Consider the following 14,024-nt stretch of genomic DNA (forward strand, 5'->3'; position numbering starts at 1 on the left):
GTTGGCCTCGCCGGCCTCGCTGACCAGGGGGAACGCCCGCCGGTGCGGTGCGGCGCCGCCGCGGGCCCCCTCCGCGTCGGCGCGACGGGCGTCGTACGGTTCCCCGGTGCAGAGAACTCGCCCGAGGAGGACCTGATGGCGGCCGTGCGGGGACCGCGTACGTCGACAGCGCTGCTGGAGTCGGCCGTGCTGGCCTGCTTCCACCCGGCGACGGCCCTCAACCGGGCGGAGATCGCCGGGCAGACGGGGCTGTCGCGGACGGTGGTCACCTCGCTGGTGAACACTCTGGTGGCGCGCGGCGATCTGGCGGTGGTCCCCGCGCCGCGGCTGGCCGGTCCCGGCCGGCCCGCGTACTCGTACCGGCTGAGCACGGCGCTGGCCCCGGTCGCGCTCGTCCGGCTGGACGGGGCGGTGACCGCGGTGACGCTGACGAACGGCAGCCGCCCGGCCGTCACCCGCACCACCACGACGCTGCCCGGCGAGCCCGGCTGGGAGGAGGAGATCCTCCGCCTCATGGCGGCGGGGCGGGGGCGGCAGCCGGAGCCGGACCCCGGCCAGGCGCCCGAACGGGTGAGCCGGAGCCCGGCGGCGGTGCGCCGCGTCGTCGTCTCCGCGCCGTTCCCGGTGATGCCGGAGGTGGCGGAGAGCCGCGCGTCCTTCCGGGAGGACATCGCCCGGACCCTGCTGCTGCGGGCCTTCCCCGGACCGGTCCACCTCGTCAACGACGCGCACCTCGCGGCCCTGGGCGAAGCCGTGTACGGCGCCGCCGAGGGGCTGCGCAGCAGCATCCACCTCGTCGTCCGGGACGGCGTCGGCGCGGGACTCGTCATCGACGGGCGGCTGTTCACGGGCGCGGACGGCGCCGCGGGAGAGGTCGCCCATGTCCAGGTGGTGCCGGACGGCCCCGAGTGCTGCTGCGGGAACCACGGCTGCCTGGCCACGCAGGTCACCCACAAGGAGGCCGACCTCGCGCTGTCCGCCCTGCACGAGCGGTCGCTGACCCCGGGCGAGGCCGACGCGCTGGTGGCGGCCGGCGATCGGCGGGCGCTGGGCTACTACCGGGAGCTGGGGGACCTGGTGGCGCGGGCGCTGGCGGGGACGCTCACGGTGCTCACCCCGGACGCGATCGTGGTCGACGCGCGGCTCGGCCCGGCCCACGTGCCGTTCGCGGCGACGCTGGCGGCGGGGCTGGCCCGCCACTGCCCGCCCGCGCAGATACAGAACCTGCGGCTGGTGCGCGGCCGGCTCGCCGACGCGCAGGCGTCCGGGGCCGCGGCCTACGACCCGGCCGCGGACGGCGGCATGTGAGACGCCCGTCCACGCGGGGATGCCGGAGTCCTTGACGCCTGGAGACACTGACGTCTGACGCTCCGCCAGCACCACGCCGGGGACGGCGTGTCAGCGCCGCGCGAGGGACGCCGCCATGGTGGCGGCGCCGACGAGTTCCGCGTCGACCCCGAGCCCGGCGGGCAGCACGGTCAGCGACCCGGCGATCGCGGGCTGCGCGTAACGCTGCACGGTGTCCGCGACCCCGTCCAGCAACGGCCCGTCGCTCGCACCGAGTTCGCCGCCGATGATGAGGGCGGCCGGGTTGAGGAGGTTGCACAGCACCGCGAGCACGCCGCCGAGCAGGCGGCCCGCGTCGTCGAGGATCCGCTGGGTGATCGGGTCGCCGCCGCGGTCGTAGCGGAGCGTGGCGCCCCGGTCGTGGGGATGGGTGTGGTCGAACTGCACCCGGATCGAGGCCACCGACACCACGGCCTCCAGGCAGCCGCGGTTTCCGCAGCGGCACAGTTCGGTGTGGCCCGGCAGCGGGGTGTGCCCGATCTCGCCGGCGAAGCCCAGCGAACCGCGGTAGGGCTCCCCGCCCAGGACCAGGCCGGCGCCGATGCCGTGGGAGGCCCTGACGTACAGGAAGTCCCGGAAACCGCGGCCGGCGCCGTCGCGCAGTTCGCCGAGCGCGCCGAGCACCGCGTCGTTCTCGACGTGGACCGTGGTCCCGAGGCGGCGCCCGAGTTCCGCGCGGGGGTCGAGGCCGACCCAGCTCGACAGGATGGTGGGCGAGCGCACGAGGCCGGTGGCGGCGTCCAGGGGGCCGGGGATCCCGGCCACGACGGCGCCCAGGTCGCCGAGTCCGGCCTCCCTGCGCAGCTCGTCCAGCATCCGGGTGCCGAGGTCGAGGGCCTGCTCGGCCTGGAGGTCGACGTCCAGCGCGGTCCGGCGCCGCGACAGGATGCGCCCCTCGGCGTCGATGACGGCCGCCTTGATGTGGGCGTGGCCGAAGTCCAGGGCGCCGGCCGGCGCTCCGTGGGGAATGATCCGCAGCGTTCCGGCCGGCCGGCCGCTGCCGCTGCCGGGCCCCTTGGCCCCCGCGTCCTCCTCGGCCACCCGGCCGGCCGCGATCAGCTGGGCGACGGCGTGGTTCACGGTGCTGCGGGACAGCCCCATGACCTCGATCAGCCGGGCGCGCGTCACCGAGCCGTGGTGCTCGATGACGCCGAAGACCTCCTCCCGCGTGCGGTTGCGGGGCGAGGAGCGATCGGATGCCACGTCCATGCCCAGAGCATAGGGGCCAGAACAAGACTTCGGCCCATCATAGGCCGAATAATAGGCGAGGATTAACTCAAAACCCTGAACCCGGCGTTGTTTTAGGTTATTGACTGACCAAAACCCGGTTCATAGCCTCCTCCTACCCGGCCCGCCCAGCGGGCCTGCGGACAGAGAGGACGCTGTCGGTGAACCCCAACCCTGCGCGCCGCCGCATCAAGCCCGCCACCGTGGCCGCCGCCGCTTCCGTGGTGGCAGCCGCCCTGATGTTCGGCGGCGTCGCCCCCGCCCAGGGCGCGACCACGGACCCCAACCCCAACGCCCTGGAGACCGCCAACGCCGCCCTGTCCCGCCAGGCGGCGGAGCAGGGCATGGTGCTGCTGGAGAACCACGACCAGGCCCTGCCGCTCGCCCGCGGCGGCAACGTGGCGCTGTTCGGCGTCGGCGCCTACCAGACCGTCAAGGGCGGCACCGGATCGGGATCGGTGAACAACCGCTCGACCGTCAACGCCCGCCAGGGCCTGCAGAACGCCGGGTACCAGGTGACCACGGGCGACGCCTACTGGTCGGCCATGACCGGCGCCTACGACGACAAGTACGGCCACTCGGCCGGCGGACTGCTCGGCCCCGCGGTCGACTACTCCTCCGTCGAGCAGCCGCTGACCGCCGACACGGCCCGGCCGACCGCCGCCACCGACACGGCCGTGTACGTGATAGCCCGCAACTCCGGTGAGGGCGCCGACCGTTCGCCGGGCAAGGGCGACTACCTGCTCGGCGACACCGAGCGCGCCAACCTGGAACTGCTGGGACGCACCTACCGGCACGTGGTCGTGGTCATCAACTCCGGCGGCATCATCGACACCACGTTCTACAAGCAGGTCAACGCCGCCGAGAAGGACCCCTCCGGCGGCACCGCACTGGACGCGATGCTGCTGATGAGCCAGGCCGGGGAGGAGAGCGGCAACGCGCTCGCCGACGTCCTCGACGGCACCACCGACCCCTCCGGCAGACTCACCGACACCTGGGCCGCCGCGTACGCCGACTACCCGGCCTCGGGCACGTTCGGCGCCAACGACGGCGACACCGCCACCGAGCCGTACCGCGAGGGCGTCTACGTCGGCTACCGCTACTTCGACTCCTTCTACCGGAGCATCAACGCCGCCGATCCCGGCTCCGTCGTCAACTACCCCTTCGGCTACGGCGGTTCCTACACCAGCTTCCGGATCAGCCCGCAGCGGGTGACCGCAGACGCCCGGCACGTCACCGTCACCGCGACGGTCACCAACACCGGCCGCGGCCACAGCGGCAGGGAGGTCGTCCAGGTCTACGTCTCCGCCCCGCAGACGGGACTCGACAAGCCGTACCAGCAGCTCGCCGGCTACGCCAAGACCGACGACCTGGCCCCGGGCGCCTCGCAGACGGTGTCCGTCACGTTCGACACGTCCTCGCTCGCGTCCTACGACGAGTCCCGCGCCGCCTGGACGCTCGACGCCGGCGACTACCTCGTGCGCGTCGGCGACTCCTCGCGGTCGACCCGGATCGCGGCCAAGCTCCGCCTCGGCGGGAAGGTCACCACTGAGCAGGACCACAACGAACTCGACGCGAAGACGCCCGCCGGCGAACTGTCCAGCGACCCGGCCGACTTCTACACCTACCCGGACGAGAGGCGGCAGGCGGCCGAGGCACCCGTGCTCCGCCTCGACCCGCACGCCTTCCGCACCGCGCAGGACGCCTCACGCTACGAGCAGGACACCTCCGTCGGCAGCGACTCGCCCTACGCTGCGATCGACGGCACCACGATCTCGTCCACCACCGCCTACCTGGACCGGGCGCAGCGCGACTGGGAGGGCACGGGCGCCCCCTACCAGCCGAAGGCCGGCGAGCACGTCCAGTACGTGCGGACCGACCCGGACGCCACGCTCTTCGACGTCGCCAAGGGCCGCCGGACGATCCAGGAGTTCGTCGCCGGACTCTCCGTGGACCAGCTGGCGAACATCGTCGAGGGCGCCAACGTCGGCGGCACCACACCGTCCGCCGTGGGCGCCGCCGGCTACACCACCGGCACGCTGGAGAAGCTCGGCATCCCCGCGATGACCCTGTCCGACGGCCCCGCCGGACTGCGCCTCAACCAGCAGGTCGCCACCACGCCGGCCACGTACCAGTACACCACCGCCTGGCCGATCGGCACGCTGCTCGCCCAGAGCTGGGACCGCGCCCTCGTGCGGAAGGTCGGCGACGCGATCGGCAAGGAGATGAACGAGTTCGGCGTCTCCACGTGGCTCGCCCCGGGCATGAACATCCACCGCGACCCGCTCAACGGCCGCAACTTCGAGTACTACTCGGAGGATCCCCTCGTCGCCGGCCTCACCGCCGCGGCCACCACCGAGGGCGTGCAGAGCAACCCCGGCGTGGGCGTCACCGTCAAGCACTTCGCGGCCAACAACCAGGAGGCCAACCGCAACGCGGACAACGCGGTCGTCGGCGAGCGCGCACTGCGGGAGATCGAGCTCAAGGGCTTCGAGATCGCCGTGAAGGCGTCCCAGCCGATGGCCGTGATGAGCTCGTACAACAAGATCAACGGCACCTACAGCTCGGCCAACTACGACCTGCTGACCGACGTGCTCCGCGGCGAGTGGGGCTTCCAGGGCACCGTGATGACCGACTGGGGAGGCAGTCACAACCCGGTCGCCACCATGTACTCCGGCAACGACCTCATCGAGCCCGGCGGCAACACCTCGGAGATCGTCAACTCCCTCAAGAAGGTCGCGCCCACCGTCGACATCGACGGCCTGCCCGCCTACAACAAGACGACGATCGTGTACGCGGGCGTCTACACCTTCACCAACTGGAACCTGAAGCTCGGCGGCCTGACGCTGGCCGCCGACGGCTCCACCACGGTGTCGACCACCGTCGACGGCTCCACCGACCTGTCCAGGACGCCGCTGTCCGGCGTGACGACCACCGACGCCATCAACAACCAGACGTTCACGCCGAATCCGAGGTTCACCTCGGTCGACGACGCCTACCAGGCCGTCCAGTCGTTCCTGTCCGGCACGGCCCTGAGCGCCGCCCAGAAGGCGGCGATCACCGTCACCGGCGTCCAGCACGCCACCCCCGGTGACGCCGCCAGCCCCGTCACCGCCTACACCGTGAACCTGAAGGGCGGTTACCCCGCGGCCGCCGCCTACACCATGCGCCTGGGCGACCTGCAGCGCAGCGCCATCCGCGTCCTCACGACGGCCACGACCACGGCGTCGTTCCAGCAGCTGGCCCAGCAGCAGGGCGTCAAGGGCATCGCCGTCGGCTCCTACACGGCCCGCTTCCACGACCTGGACCCCGCCGTCACCTCCACCAACAGCCGCATCACCCGCGGCCGCGTCCACGACTGACCCGCGCCGGCGGCCCTTCCCGGGCCGCCGCCGCGCTCCGGGGCCTGGGCACGCGTCAGGGGCGCGCCCAGGCCCCGGCGTTCGGCCCGTCCCCGCCGCCCGGCTGGAGGCGGGGGGCGCCCGGGCCGGGCCGACGCGTGGGGCGGGAGTCAACTGGTGTGGCGCCAAACCCTGGTCGTGGGGGCGTGGGCCGTTCTATGGTGTGCCGGCCCTGACATGGCCCGACCCGCAGGAGTCGACATGAGCGCACCGTTAGTGCCCGGTCCGGCAGGAGCTGGAACAGGAGCGGAGGGAACAACGCCGCGAGCGACAACGGGAGCAGGATCCGCGCCAGCAGGCGCGGCAGCTGCCCCGCACACCACCCAGCCGCCGGCGGGCGGCGGGCCCGCGCCCGCCCGACGCGCCGTCATCGCGGGGCTGTTCGGCGCGGCGCTGGGCGGCACGGGCCTGCTGCCGAGCGGCACGTCCCGGGCGGCGGCTTCAACACCCGTCGCGGGAGGTGCTGTTGTCGCCCGGCCGGCGCCCGGCGGCGGCATCGCGCCCGGCACCGCGGGCACCGTCGCCCCCGGCGTGATCACCGGCGCGAAGATCGCCGACCTCACCGGGCCCGCCCAGACCGGTCAGTTCGCCGCGCCGTGGACTGACCTCGGCATACCGGCCCGCTGCCCCGACGGCAGTCTCCTCTTCGTGTGCGGCGACACGTTCGACGGCTCGGGAGTGGGCGGGCCGGACTGGCGTGCCCCGGTGGGCCTGCGCTCGTCCAGCAGCAACCTGGCGTCGGTGCGCATCGACGGCGCCGTGGGCGGCTCGCACGCCGTGGGCCTGGTGCCCGAGGGTCACGCCGGCGGCACCACCGCGATCCCGTCCGACGTGTTCACCGTCGGCGACACGATGTACATGCACCTCATGCGGGGCGTCATCTACCAGACGGACCACTCCGACTTCTGGCGCTCGACGGACAACGGCGCGACGTGGCAGTACCTGTGCCAGTGGCCGGGGAGCCAGTACAACGGCCAGTTCCAGCAGAAGACGTACGCCGTCGCGGACGACGGCTACTGCTACGTGCTGTCGACCGCGTTCAACCGGGACGCCGTCTCCGGCCTGTTGCTGCACCGCGTCCCGCAGTCCCAACTGGGCACACCCGCCGCCTACCAGCCGTGGGGCTACGCCAACGGCGCCTGGGCCTGGGGCAACGCGCCGACGACGATCACCACGGCCCGCCGCTGGGGCGAGATCTGCTTCCGCGCCATGGACGGGCAGTACGCCTTCACGTGGCTGAACATGGACGTGCTGTCGATGCGCGCGCAGATCTTCGCGCTGCCGACCTCGAACCTGTTCACGACACCCGAGCAGACCATGATCGTTCCCACCACGCCCGGCAACGAGGGGGGCAACGCGGTGGCCAGCCCCTACGGCGGGTTCGTCTTCCCGGGCTCCACCTTCGCGGACTTCCACATCGCCGTGAGCCAGTGGTACGACTCCACCGACTACCGGGTCATGCACTACCGCGTCGACGGCCTCGACGCGGTCCCGGCCGCACGCCCCACCCGCGCGGCATCGCGCCACGCCGAAGGGGCGCGTGCACGCGCGGGGGACGTGGTCTGAGGTTGACTGATGGCCCCGACGACCGGGGCGGGCGGCCTCCCGCGCCCGGCCGTCGGCTGCCTCCCCCGACGTAGGAGTACTCCTCATGGCCGTACGTGTTGCAGTCGTCTACTACAGCGCCACGGGAAATGTGCACGCGCTGGCCGATGCCGTGGCCAAGGGTGCCGCGAGCCGTGACGCCGAGGTGCGTCTGCGGCGGGTCCCCGAGCTGGCCCCCGACTCGGCGATCGACGCGAACCCGGCGTGGCGCGCGCACGTGGACGCCACCAAGGACACTGTCCCCGAGGCGACGCTCGAGGACCTGGAGTGGGCGACCGCGTACGCCCTGGGCACCCCGACGCGTTACGGCACCCCTGCGGCCCAGCTGAAGCAGTTCATCGACACGACCGGCGGGATCTGGCAGGCCGGCGTCTTCCACAGCAAGCCGGCGACGAGCTTCACCTCGTCGATCAACCGCCACGGCGGGCAGGAGTCCACCCTGCTGGCACTCAACAACGTGTTCTACCACTGGGGTTGCATCATCGTGCCGCCCGGCTACACCGACCCGGTCCTGTACGCGGCCGGCGGCAACCCCTACGGCACCTCGTGGCCGAGCGGCGGCGGCGAGACCCCCGACGAGGCGACGCTCGCCGCGGCCAACTACCAGGGGCGCCACCTCGCCGACATCGCGACCCGACTCGCGGGCTGACACCCGCCCTGTCTCCCGGAGCGGCCGGGGCCTCGGCTCACGCCCCGCCCGCTCCGCCAGGCCCGTTCACCGCCCGTACGGGTTCCCCGTCACGGCTCACCGCGCGGGCCGGCCACGGGCGAGGAGCCCGCGGATCGCCTCCGCGGGGAAGGGTGCCGTCAGGTCCCCCTCACGGAACGCACGCGAGAAGTCGCCCATCACTGCGGCGATCGGCGCGTGCCGGGCGAGGATGTCCGCGACGGCCGGTGGCACACCCTCCGCGCCCTTCCCCCTCCGCGAGCGCGCGCACGTACGCCCGGCGTTGGTCCGCCGCGTGCCCGAACAGCTCGGCGACGAGCCAGTTCACGAGGTGCGTGACGGTGTAGCACCGGTCGTAGGCGCGGTGCAGTGCGAAGAACTCCCTTTCGTCCTGGCCGAGTTCGAAGCGGGAGGACAACGCGAGGCCGAAGTCCGCGAAGAACAGCCGCCGGCCGTCGGTCAGGATGTTCTCGAAGTGGGCGTCGAAGTGCAGCAGTCCGCGGGCGTTCATGAACGACGTTCCGGCCTCCAGCTCCTCCTCCACCATGGCGAGGGCCCGCGCGGTGGCGTCGCCGCCGGCCGCGACCTGCACGCGCAGCCAGTCGTGCAGGTTCTGGGGCACGTGCTCGAGGAACAGCGTCAGGCTCGCGGAGGAGTCCCGCAGTCCCTCGATCCGCCGGCGGACGCCCGACCCGCCTCCCCAGGCGGCCACCGCCCCGTCCACGTCGGCCAGTTCCTCGGGCAGCGGCTGCCGGGGTCCGGGCAGCACCCGCCAGTGGTACATCAGCGGGAAACCCTCGTGGTCCCCCGCGAGCACCCAGTTCGTGGTCATCACGTGCACGGCCAGTTCCCGCCAGGCCCCGAACGCCGGGGTGCCGTAGCCGTACTGGCAGAAGGCCGGCAGCCCGAACACGTTCGCCGTCGAGTGGACGTTCTCCGCCCGCCGTTCCAGGTCCGTCAGGCGCACCTGCTTGACGAAGACCGGCGTCCCGCCGACCTCCAGCCGCACCGTGCGCCCCCCGATCCCCCGGCCGATCGGCTCCCCGCCGTCCACGAGTTCCCGCAACCGCAGGTCCCCGTAGAGCGCCAGCTCCGTTGCCACCCGTCCGTAGGCCGACGCCCGCGCCCCACCCGTCACGTCCCCGCCTCCACCTTCCGCCGCGACGCCGCGGCGGCGTCGCGGCAGCGCGCGTCCATCCTAGGCCGGGCTTCCGGGAAGGCCGCGCGGTCGCTCCCCTGGGGTTGTGACAGAGTTATGGCAGTACGTATGGCCTGGGTCACAGTCACCGGGGCCGGCGGGCTGATCGACTGGGGCGATGCGCTGTCATCCACTGGTCGTGCCCGCCGCCTGCCTCGCCGTTCTGCTGCTCGCGGCATGCGGGACGCAGCCGGACGGGACCCGGCCGCTCATCGCGGTGTCCGGCTCCTCCGGCGCCGCTTCCTGCGACTCGCCCCCGACGCCCACCGCGTCGGCGGGGACGGGCAGTTCGGGCGCGGGGTCACCGGGTCAGGGCACGGAGGAGGACGGGGTGCGGCTCGTCGGGGGCGCGGCGTGCCCCGCGTTCGAGATCACGAACTCCACGGCGAGCACGGCGACGTTCACGATCACGTACGACCTCATGACGGAGGGCGGCGAGGCGCTGACGAGTGGCCAGGAGACCGTGCCGTCCGTGCGGCCGGGGGGAACGGTCCGGCGGGGTCTGGCGGAGGGCGACGGTGGGGCCGGGGGCGGGTCGCACGCGACGCACGTGCGGATCCTCAAGGTCAGGAGCGTGCCCACCGCTGAGGCGCCGTCCTCGGGTGGCCCGTGTCCCCCGTCGGGGGTGCACGTGTACGTCGACGCCGGCGATGCCGCCATGGGACTGCGCGTCGTCGGGGTGCATGTGCAGAACTGCGGGACCCGCGCCTACCGCCTCGACGACTATCCCCGGGTGCAGGTGCTCGACGCCGATCACGCGGCCGTCGGTTCGGTGCGGATCGTGCACGGCGCCGACGCCCTCGCCGAAGGAACCGGAGCGGACGCGGCGCCCACGCGTCCGGTGCTCGCCCCCGGCGAGGGCGCGCACGCCGAACTGGCGTGGCGCAACACCACGTTGATGGGCAGCGATCCCGTGAACGCCCCGTACGTGCGGGTGGTGCCCAGGCCCGGCGCCGCGGCGGTCATGGTGACGCCGGAGCTGGACCTGGGCACCACGGGCAAGCTCGCCGTCGGCGCGTGGCAGAGCGACCGCACCTCCCCGAGCTGATCCACCGGATCGACGGGCCGGCCGGGCCGGTGCGTTCACGGCAGGTCCGGCACCGGGCGCGTCATCCGCCGGCCTTGGCCTTGACGCCCTCCTGAATGCGCCGGCCGCTCCGCAACGGCGCGAGGACCACCCACACGGCCCTGAGCCCCGTGCGGCTCGCGCTCCCGGCGGCGGGCCGGGGCGGCGCCCCAGGGCTCCGGGACCGCCCGGTCCGTCCGCCCGGGCGGCGCCCGGCCCGCTTCTCCGGGGCACCTACCAGGTCAGGAGCAGCAGCGCGATGTCGTCCTGGTGGCGGCCGGCGTCCATCTCCTGGGCCGTCGTGGCGAGATGGTCGACCAGGGGACGGCCGGTCATGGGCGGGGCCGCGTCGACCAGGGACATGAGGCCGTCCGTGCCGAGCCGGGCGCTGTCCGGGCCGGTGTGCCCCTCGGTCAGGCCGTCGGTGAACAGCAGCAGCGAGCCGCTGTCCGGCAGCGGCACCGCGGTGGTGCGCCAGTCCGCGAGGCCCGGGACCAGGCCGAGGGCCATCCCCGGCTCGGCCGTGATGTGCCGGGACGTCGCCCGGCCGCCGGACGCCCGCCGCAGCAGCAGGGGCGCGTCGTGACCCGCGAGGGTGATCTTGACCCGCGCGTCCCCGGAGTCGGTGCGCGGCCGCAGCGACAGTGTCATGACGGTCGCGAACAGGGACGAGGACGTGCGTTCCGCGACCAGGATCCGCTCGATGACGGCGAGGAGTTCGGCGTCGCGGTGGCCGCCCAGGATCAGCGTGCGCCAGGCGATGCGCAGGCACACTCCCATCGCGGCGGCGTCCGGCCCATGGCCGCTGACGTCCCCGATCACCGCGTGGACGGTGCCGTCCGGGGTCTCGACCACGTCGAGGAAGTCACCCGCGAGCAGGGCCCCTTCGCGGCCCGGCAGGTAGCACGACGCGGTGGCGACGGCCGAGCCGGTACGCATGGGGACCGGCAGCAGGCCCCGCTCCAGGCGCCGGTTCTCCTGCGCCCGCTGCTCGTTGAGCCGCAGCCGGGCCGCGGTGCGCTCGGCGTGCTTGCGGTGCACGGCGTAGCGGATAGCGCGGTCCAGCAACTCTCCGTTGACGGTGCCCTTGACGAGGTAGTCCTGCGCGCCGGCCGCGACGGCCTCGGCGCCCGATCGGCTCTCGGCCATGCCCGTCAGGACGATGATCGCGGCCGACGGGCACGCCGCCTGCGTCTGCCGCACCGCGGCGATGCCCGAGGCGTCCGGCAGGTGCAGGTCGAGCAGGACGCAGTCCGGGATCTCCTCCGCCATGCGGTTCAGACCGTCGGCCAGCGTCTGCGACCAGTGCATCCGGAACCGCAGCCCCGTGTCGGAGAGGTACTCCTCGACGAGCAGCGCGTCCCCGGCGTCGTCCTCCACCAGCAGCACCCGGAACGCCTCACCGCCCGGTGCCGGTACCGGTACCGGCACCCGCTCGACGGCCGCCTGGTCCCCCGTCATCGTTCCGCCCCTTCCGCCCGCGCGTCTCCGTCCGGCACGCCCTCGGCGTCACCGGCGCCCCTGGCTCCCCCGCTGTCCGCGGCACGCGCCGCGGTCGTTCCGTCCCCACCGGCGGAGTCACCCGCCGCGCCCGCCGCGCCCGCCGGCACCGGGTCGGAGGAGGCTCCGTCCGATGAGGCGACTCCCGGCGACCCCACGTCCAGCACCCCCGCGTCCAGCACCCCCGCGTCCAGCAACTCGGCCTCCAGCTGGTCAGCGGAGGAGGCGCTGCGCGGGAGCGTGAAGACGAAGCGGGTGCCCTGCTCGTGCTCCGGGTCGATCGCGATGGCGCCGCCGTGGAAGTCGACGATCTTCTTGCACAGCGCCAGCCCGATGCCGTTGCCGGGATAGTCGTCCCGCGTGTGCAGCCGCTGGAAGATCACGAACACCCGCTCGGCGAACTCCGGCGCGATGCCGATGCCGTTGTCGGTGACCGCGAACTCCCACTCGTCCTCGGACCTCGGCACCACGGACACGTCGATCCGCGGCGGCCGGTCTGGCGAACGGAACTTGAGCGCGTTGGAGAGCAGGTTCTGCAGCAGCATGCCCAGCTGGGTGGCGTCACCGTGCACCACCGGCAGCGGATCGTGGGTGATCTCCGCGCCGGCGTCCGCGATGGCGAGGCTGTGCGACTCCACGGTCCTGGCGAACAGCTCCTCCAGGTCGACCTCGGCGGTCTCGGCGTGCACCCGGCCGACCCGGGAGAACGCGAGGAGGTCGTTGATGAGGGTCTGCATGCGGTTCGCGCCGTCGACCGCGAACCCGATGTACTGCACGGCGCGTTCGTCCAGCTGGTCCGCGTAGCGGCGCTCCAGCAGCTGGCAGAAGCTGGCCACCTTGCGCAGCGGCTCCTGCAGGTCGTGGGAGGCCACGTAGGCGAACTGCTCCAGCTCGGCGTTCGAGCGCCGCAGGTCCGCGGTCTGCTCGTCGAGCCGGGCGTGCGCCAGGTCGCGCAGGGCGAGGGCCTCGACCATCCGGTCCCGCATGTACTCCACGTCGAGGGCGAGGGCGCGGATGTCGGACGGTCCGGTCGGGGTGACGACGTGGTCGAACCGGCCGTCGGCGATGGTCCGCACGTCGTAGGCGAGCCGTCCCAGCGGCCGGGTCACCCCGCGGCGCAGGGCGACGAACACCAGCACCGCGAGCAGGGCGATCACGGCCGCGATGAAGCCGAAGATCCAGTCGCGTTCGGTGTCGGCGCGGCGCAGGTCGGCCCGGGACTTGTCGCGCCGCGTGGTGAGGGCCTGCTGCAGCCGGTCGCCGGCCGCGCGCACGGTGTCGAACTCGCGCTTGCCCTCGTCGGCGCGCTGCGCGGCCAGCGCCACCGGGGCGCCCTGCGGTGCGACCGCGATGGGCCGCGCGAACCGCGACTGCCACGTCTCGACCTGCGCGAGCAGGGCGTCCAGCTCACCGGAGGCCGGGGTGTCGTCGGTCAGCAGGGAGCGCAGGACGGCCGTCTCCCTCCGCTGGGTCACCAGGCCGTCGGTGTAGGGCTGGAGGAAGGATCGCTGCCCGGTCAGGCCGTAGCCGCGGACCGCGGTCTCCTGGCTGACCAGTGCCTCCTCCAGCTGGGCCGCGGCCACCAGGGCCGGGGTGTCCGTCCTGGAGAGACTGTCGGTGAGGCGGGTCGACCGGGCGAACTCCCAGCCGCCGGCCACCGACAGGACGAGCAGCAGGGCGAGGGCCCCGCTCGTGCCGACCGCCAGGCGGCGGCGCACGGTCCAGCCCCGCGGTGCTGGTGGCCGCCGTCTCAACCCCTGCTGGTCCGGGAGGCGTTCCGCTTGCCCGAGGGCCGGGGCGCCGTCGCCGGCGCCCTGTTCCGCCCCTGGCGGAGGCTGAACGTCCTCGCCCGCGGCCGGGCGCTCTGTGCCCTCGCCGCCCCCCGGGCCGCGTCTCGGTCCACCGCTGACCACGACCGCTCCTCGTCCCCATCGGCCGGCCGCCACGACAGCGGCGTGCGGAAACACCAGTGCGGCGAACAGCCGCAGCCGGGCAACAGTACACCGGTTCGAG

Annotated in this window: 9 protein-coding genes; 5 read left to right on the forward strand and 4 right to left on the reverse strand. The window is 73.5% G+C overall.

Annotation, left to right across the window (positions count from 1 at the left end; all coding sequences use genetic code 11):
* Window positions 1–135: 135 nt before the first annotated feature.
* On the forward strand, window positions 136–1,308 hold the full coding sequence (locus tag BMW99_RS15125; RefSeq protein ID WP_141726161.1) for an ROK family transcriptional regulator: 1,173 nt from the start codon (window positions 136–138) through the stop codon (window positions 1,306–1,308).
* A gap of 90 nt (window positions 1,309–1,398) precedes the next feature.
* Here BMW99_RS15125 and BMW99_RS15130 read toward each other — a convergent pair whose 3' ends face one another.
* Window positions 1,399–2,556 (reverse strand): ROK family transcriptional regulator, encoded by a 1,158-nt coding sequence (locus BMW99_RS15130; protein ID WP_069463872.1) that lies wholly within the window; start codon window positions 2,554–2,556, stop codon window positions 1,399–1,401.
* A gap of 179 nt (window positions 2,557–2,735) precedes the next feature.
* Here BMW99_RS15130 and BMW99_RS15135 point away from each other — a divergent pair, with 179 nt between their 5' ends.
* From BMW99_RS15135 to wrbA, 3 genes are all read left to right on the forward strand, one after another.
* The gene (locus BMW99_RS15135; protein WP_069463873.1) at window positions 2,736–5,936 is read left to right on the forward strand and encodes a glycoside hydrolase family 3 protein; all 3,201 of its coding nucleotides are present in this window, start codon (window positions 2,736–2,738) and stop codon (window positions 5,934–5,936) included.
* A 408-nt stretch (window positions 5,937–6,344) separates the two neighbouring features.
* A complete protein-coding gene (locus tag BMW99_RS15140; RefSeq protein WP_407640295.1) occupies window positions 6,345–7,541 on the forward strand; it encodes a DUF4185 domain-containing protein in 1,197 nt (398 codons plus the stop codon).
* Between the two features lie 85 nt (window positions 7,542–7,626).
* Window positions 7,627–8,229, forward strand: a complete 603-nt coding sequence (gene wrbA, locus BMW99_RS15145) for an NAD(P)H:quinone oxidoreductase (protein ID WP_075016954.1) — start codon at window positions 7,627–7,629, stop codon at window positions 8,227–8,229.
* Between the two features lie 169 nt (window positions 8,230–8,398).
* Here the strand turns inward: wrbA and BMW99_RS15150 are convergent, their stop codons facing one another.
* Entirely contained in the window at window positions 8,399–9,385 is a 987-nt protein-coding gene (locus BMW99_RS15150) for a protein kinase family protein (RefSeq protein WP_407640293.1), read from the reverse strand.
* Between the two features lie 178 nt (window positions 9,386–9,563).
* Here BMW99_RS15150 and BMW99_RS15155 point away from each other — a divergent pair, with 178 nt between their 5' ends.
* Window positions 9,564–10,493: a DUF4232 domain-containing protein gene (locus tag BMW99_RS15155; RefSeq protein WP_075016955.1), complete on the forward strand. Its 930-nt coding sequence runs from the start codon at window positions 9,564–9,566 to the stop codon at window positions 10,491–10,493.
* Window positions 10,494–10,745: 252 nt separating this feature from the next.
* Here the strand turns inward: BMW99_RS15155 and BMW99_RS15160 are convergent, their stop codons facing one another.
* Together BMW99_RS15160 and BMW99_RS15165 are read right to left on the reverse strand one after the other, a co-directional pair.
* Window positions 10,746–11,972 carry a PP2C family protein-serine/threonine phosphatase gene (locus BMW99_RS15160; RefSeq protein ID WP_075016956.1) on the reverse strand — a complete coding sequence of 409 codons (1,227 nt, stop codon included), beginning with the start codon at window positions 11,970–11,972 and terminating at the stop codon, window positions 10,746–10,748.
* On the reverse strand, window positions 11,969–13,729 hold the full coding sequence (locus tag BMW99_RS15165) for a sensor histidine kinase (protein ID WP_069462927.1): 1,761 nt from the start codon (window positions 13,727–13,729) through the stop codon (window positions 11,969–11,971). The genes BMW99_RS15160 and BMW99_RS15165 overlap by 4 nt, the downstream gene beginning before the upstream one ends.
* Window positions 13,730–14,024 lie beyond the last annotated feature (295 nt).

Origin of the sequence: Actinacidiphila rubida, assembly GCF_900110255.1 — a bacterium.
In the GTDB taxonomy this organism is placed as follows: Bacteria; Actinomycetota; Actinomycetes; order Streptomycetales; family Streptomycetaceae; genus Actinacidiphila; species Actinacidiphila rubida.

Excerpts from the sequence above, each read along its gene's own strand:
- BMW99_RS15160 (WP_075016956.1), bottom strand. The coding sequence starts at position 11,972 with ATGACGGGGGACCAGGCGGCCGTCGAGCGGGTGCCGGTACCGGTACCG.
- BMW99_RS15155 (WP_075016955.1), top strand. The coding sequence starts at position 9,564 with ATGCGCTGTCATCCACTGGTCGTGCCCGCCGCCTGCCTCGCCGTTCTG.
- BMW99_RS15130 (WP_069463872.1), bottom strand. The coding sequence starts at position 2,556 with ATGGACGTGGCATCCGATCGCTCCTCGCCCCGCAACCGCACGCGGGAG.
- BMW99_RS15125 (WP_141726161.1), top strand. The coding sequence starts at position 136 with ATGGCGGCCGTGCGGGGACCGCGTACGTCGACAGCGCTGCTGGAGTCG.
- wrbA (WP_075016954.1), top strand. The coding sequence starts at position 7,627 with ATGGCCGTACGTGTTGCAGTCGTCTACTACAGCGCCACGGGAAATGTG.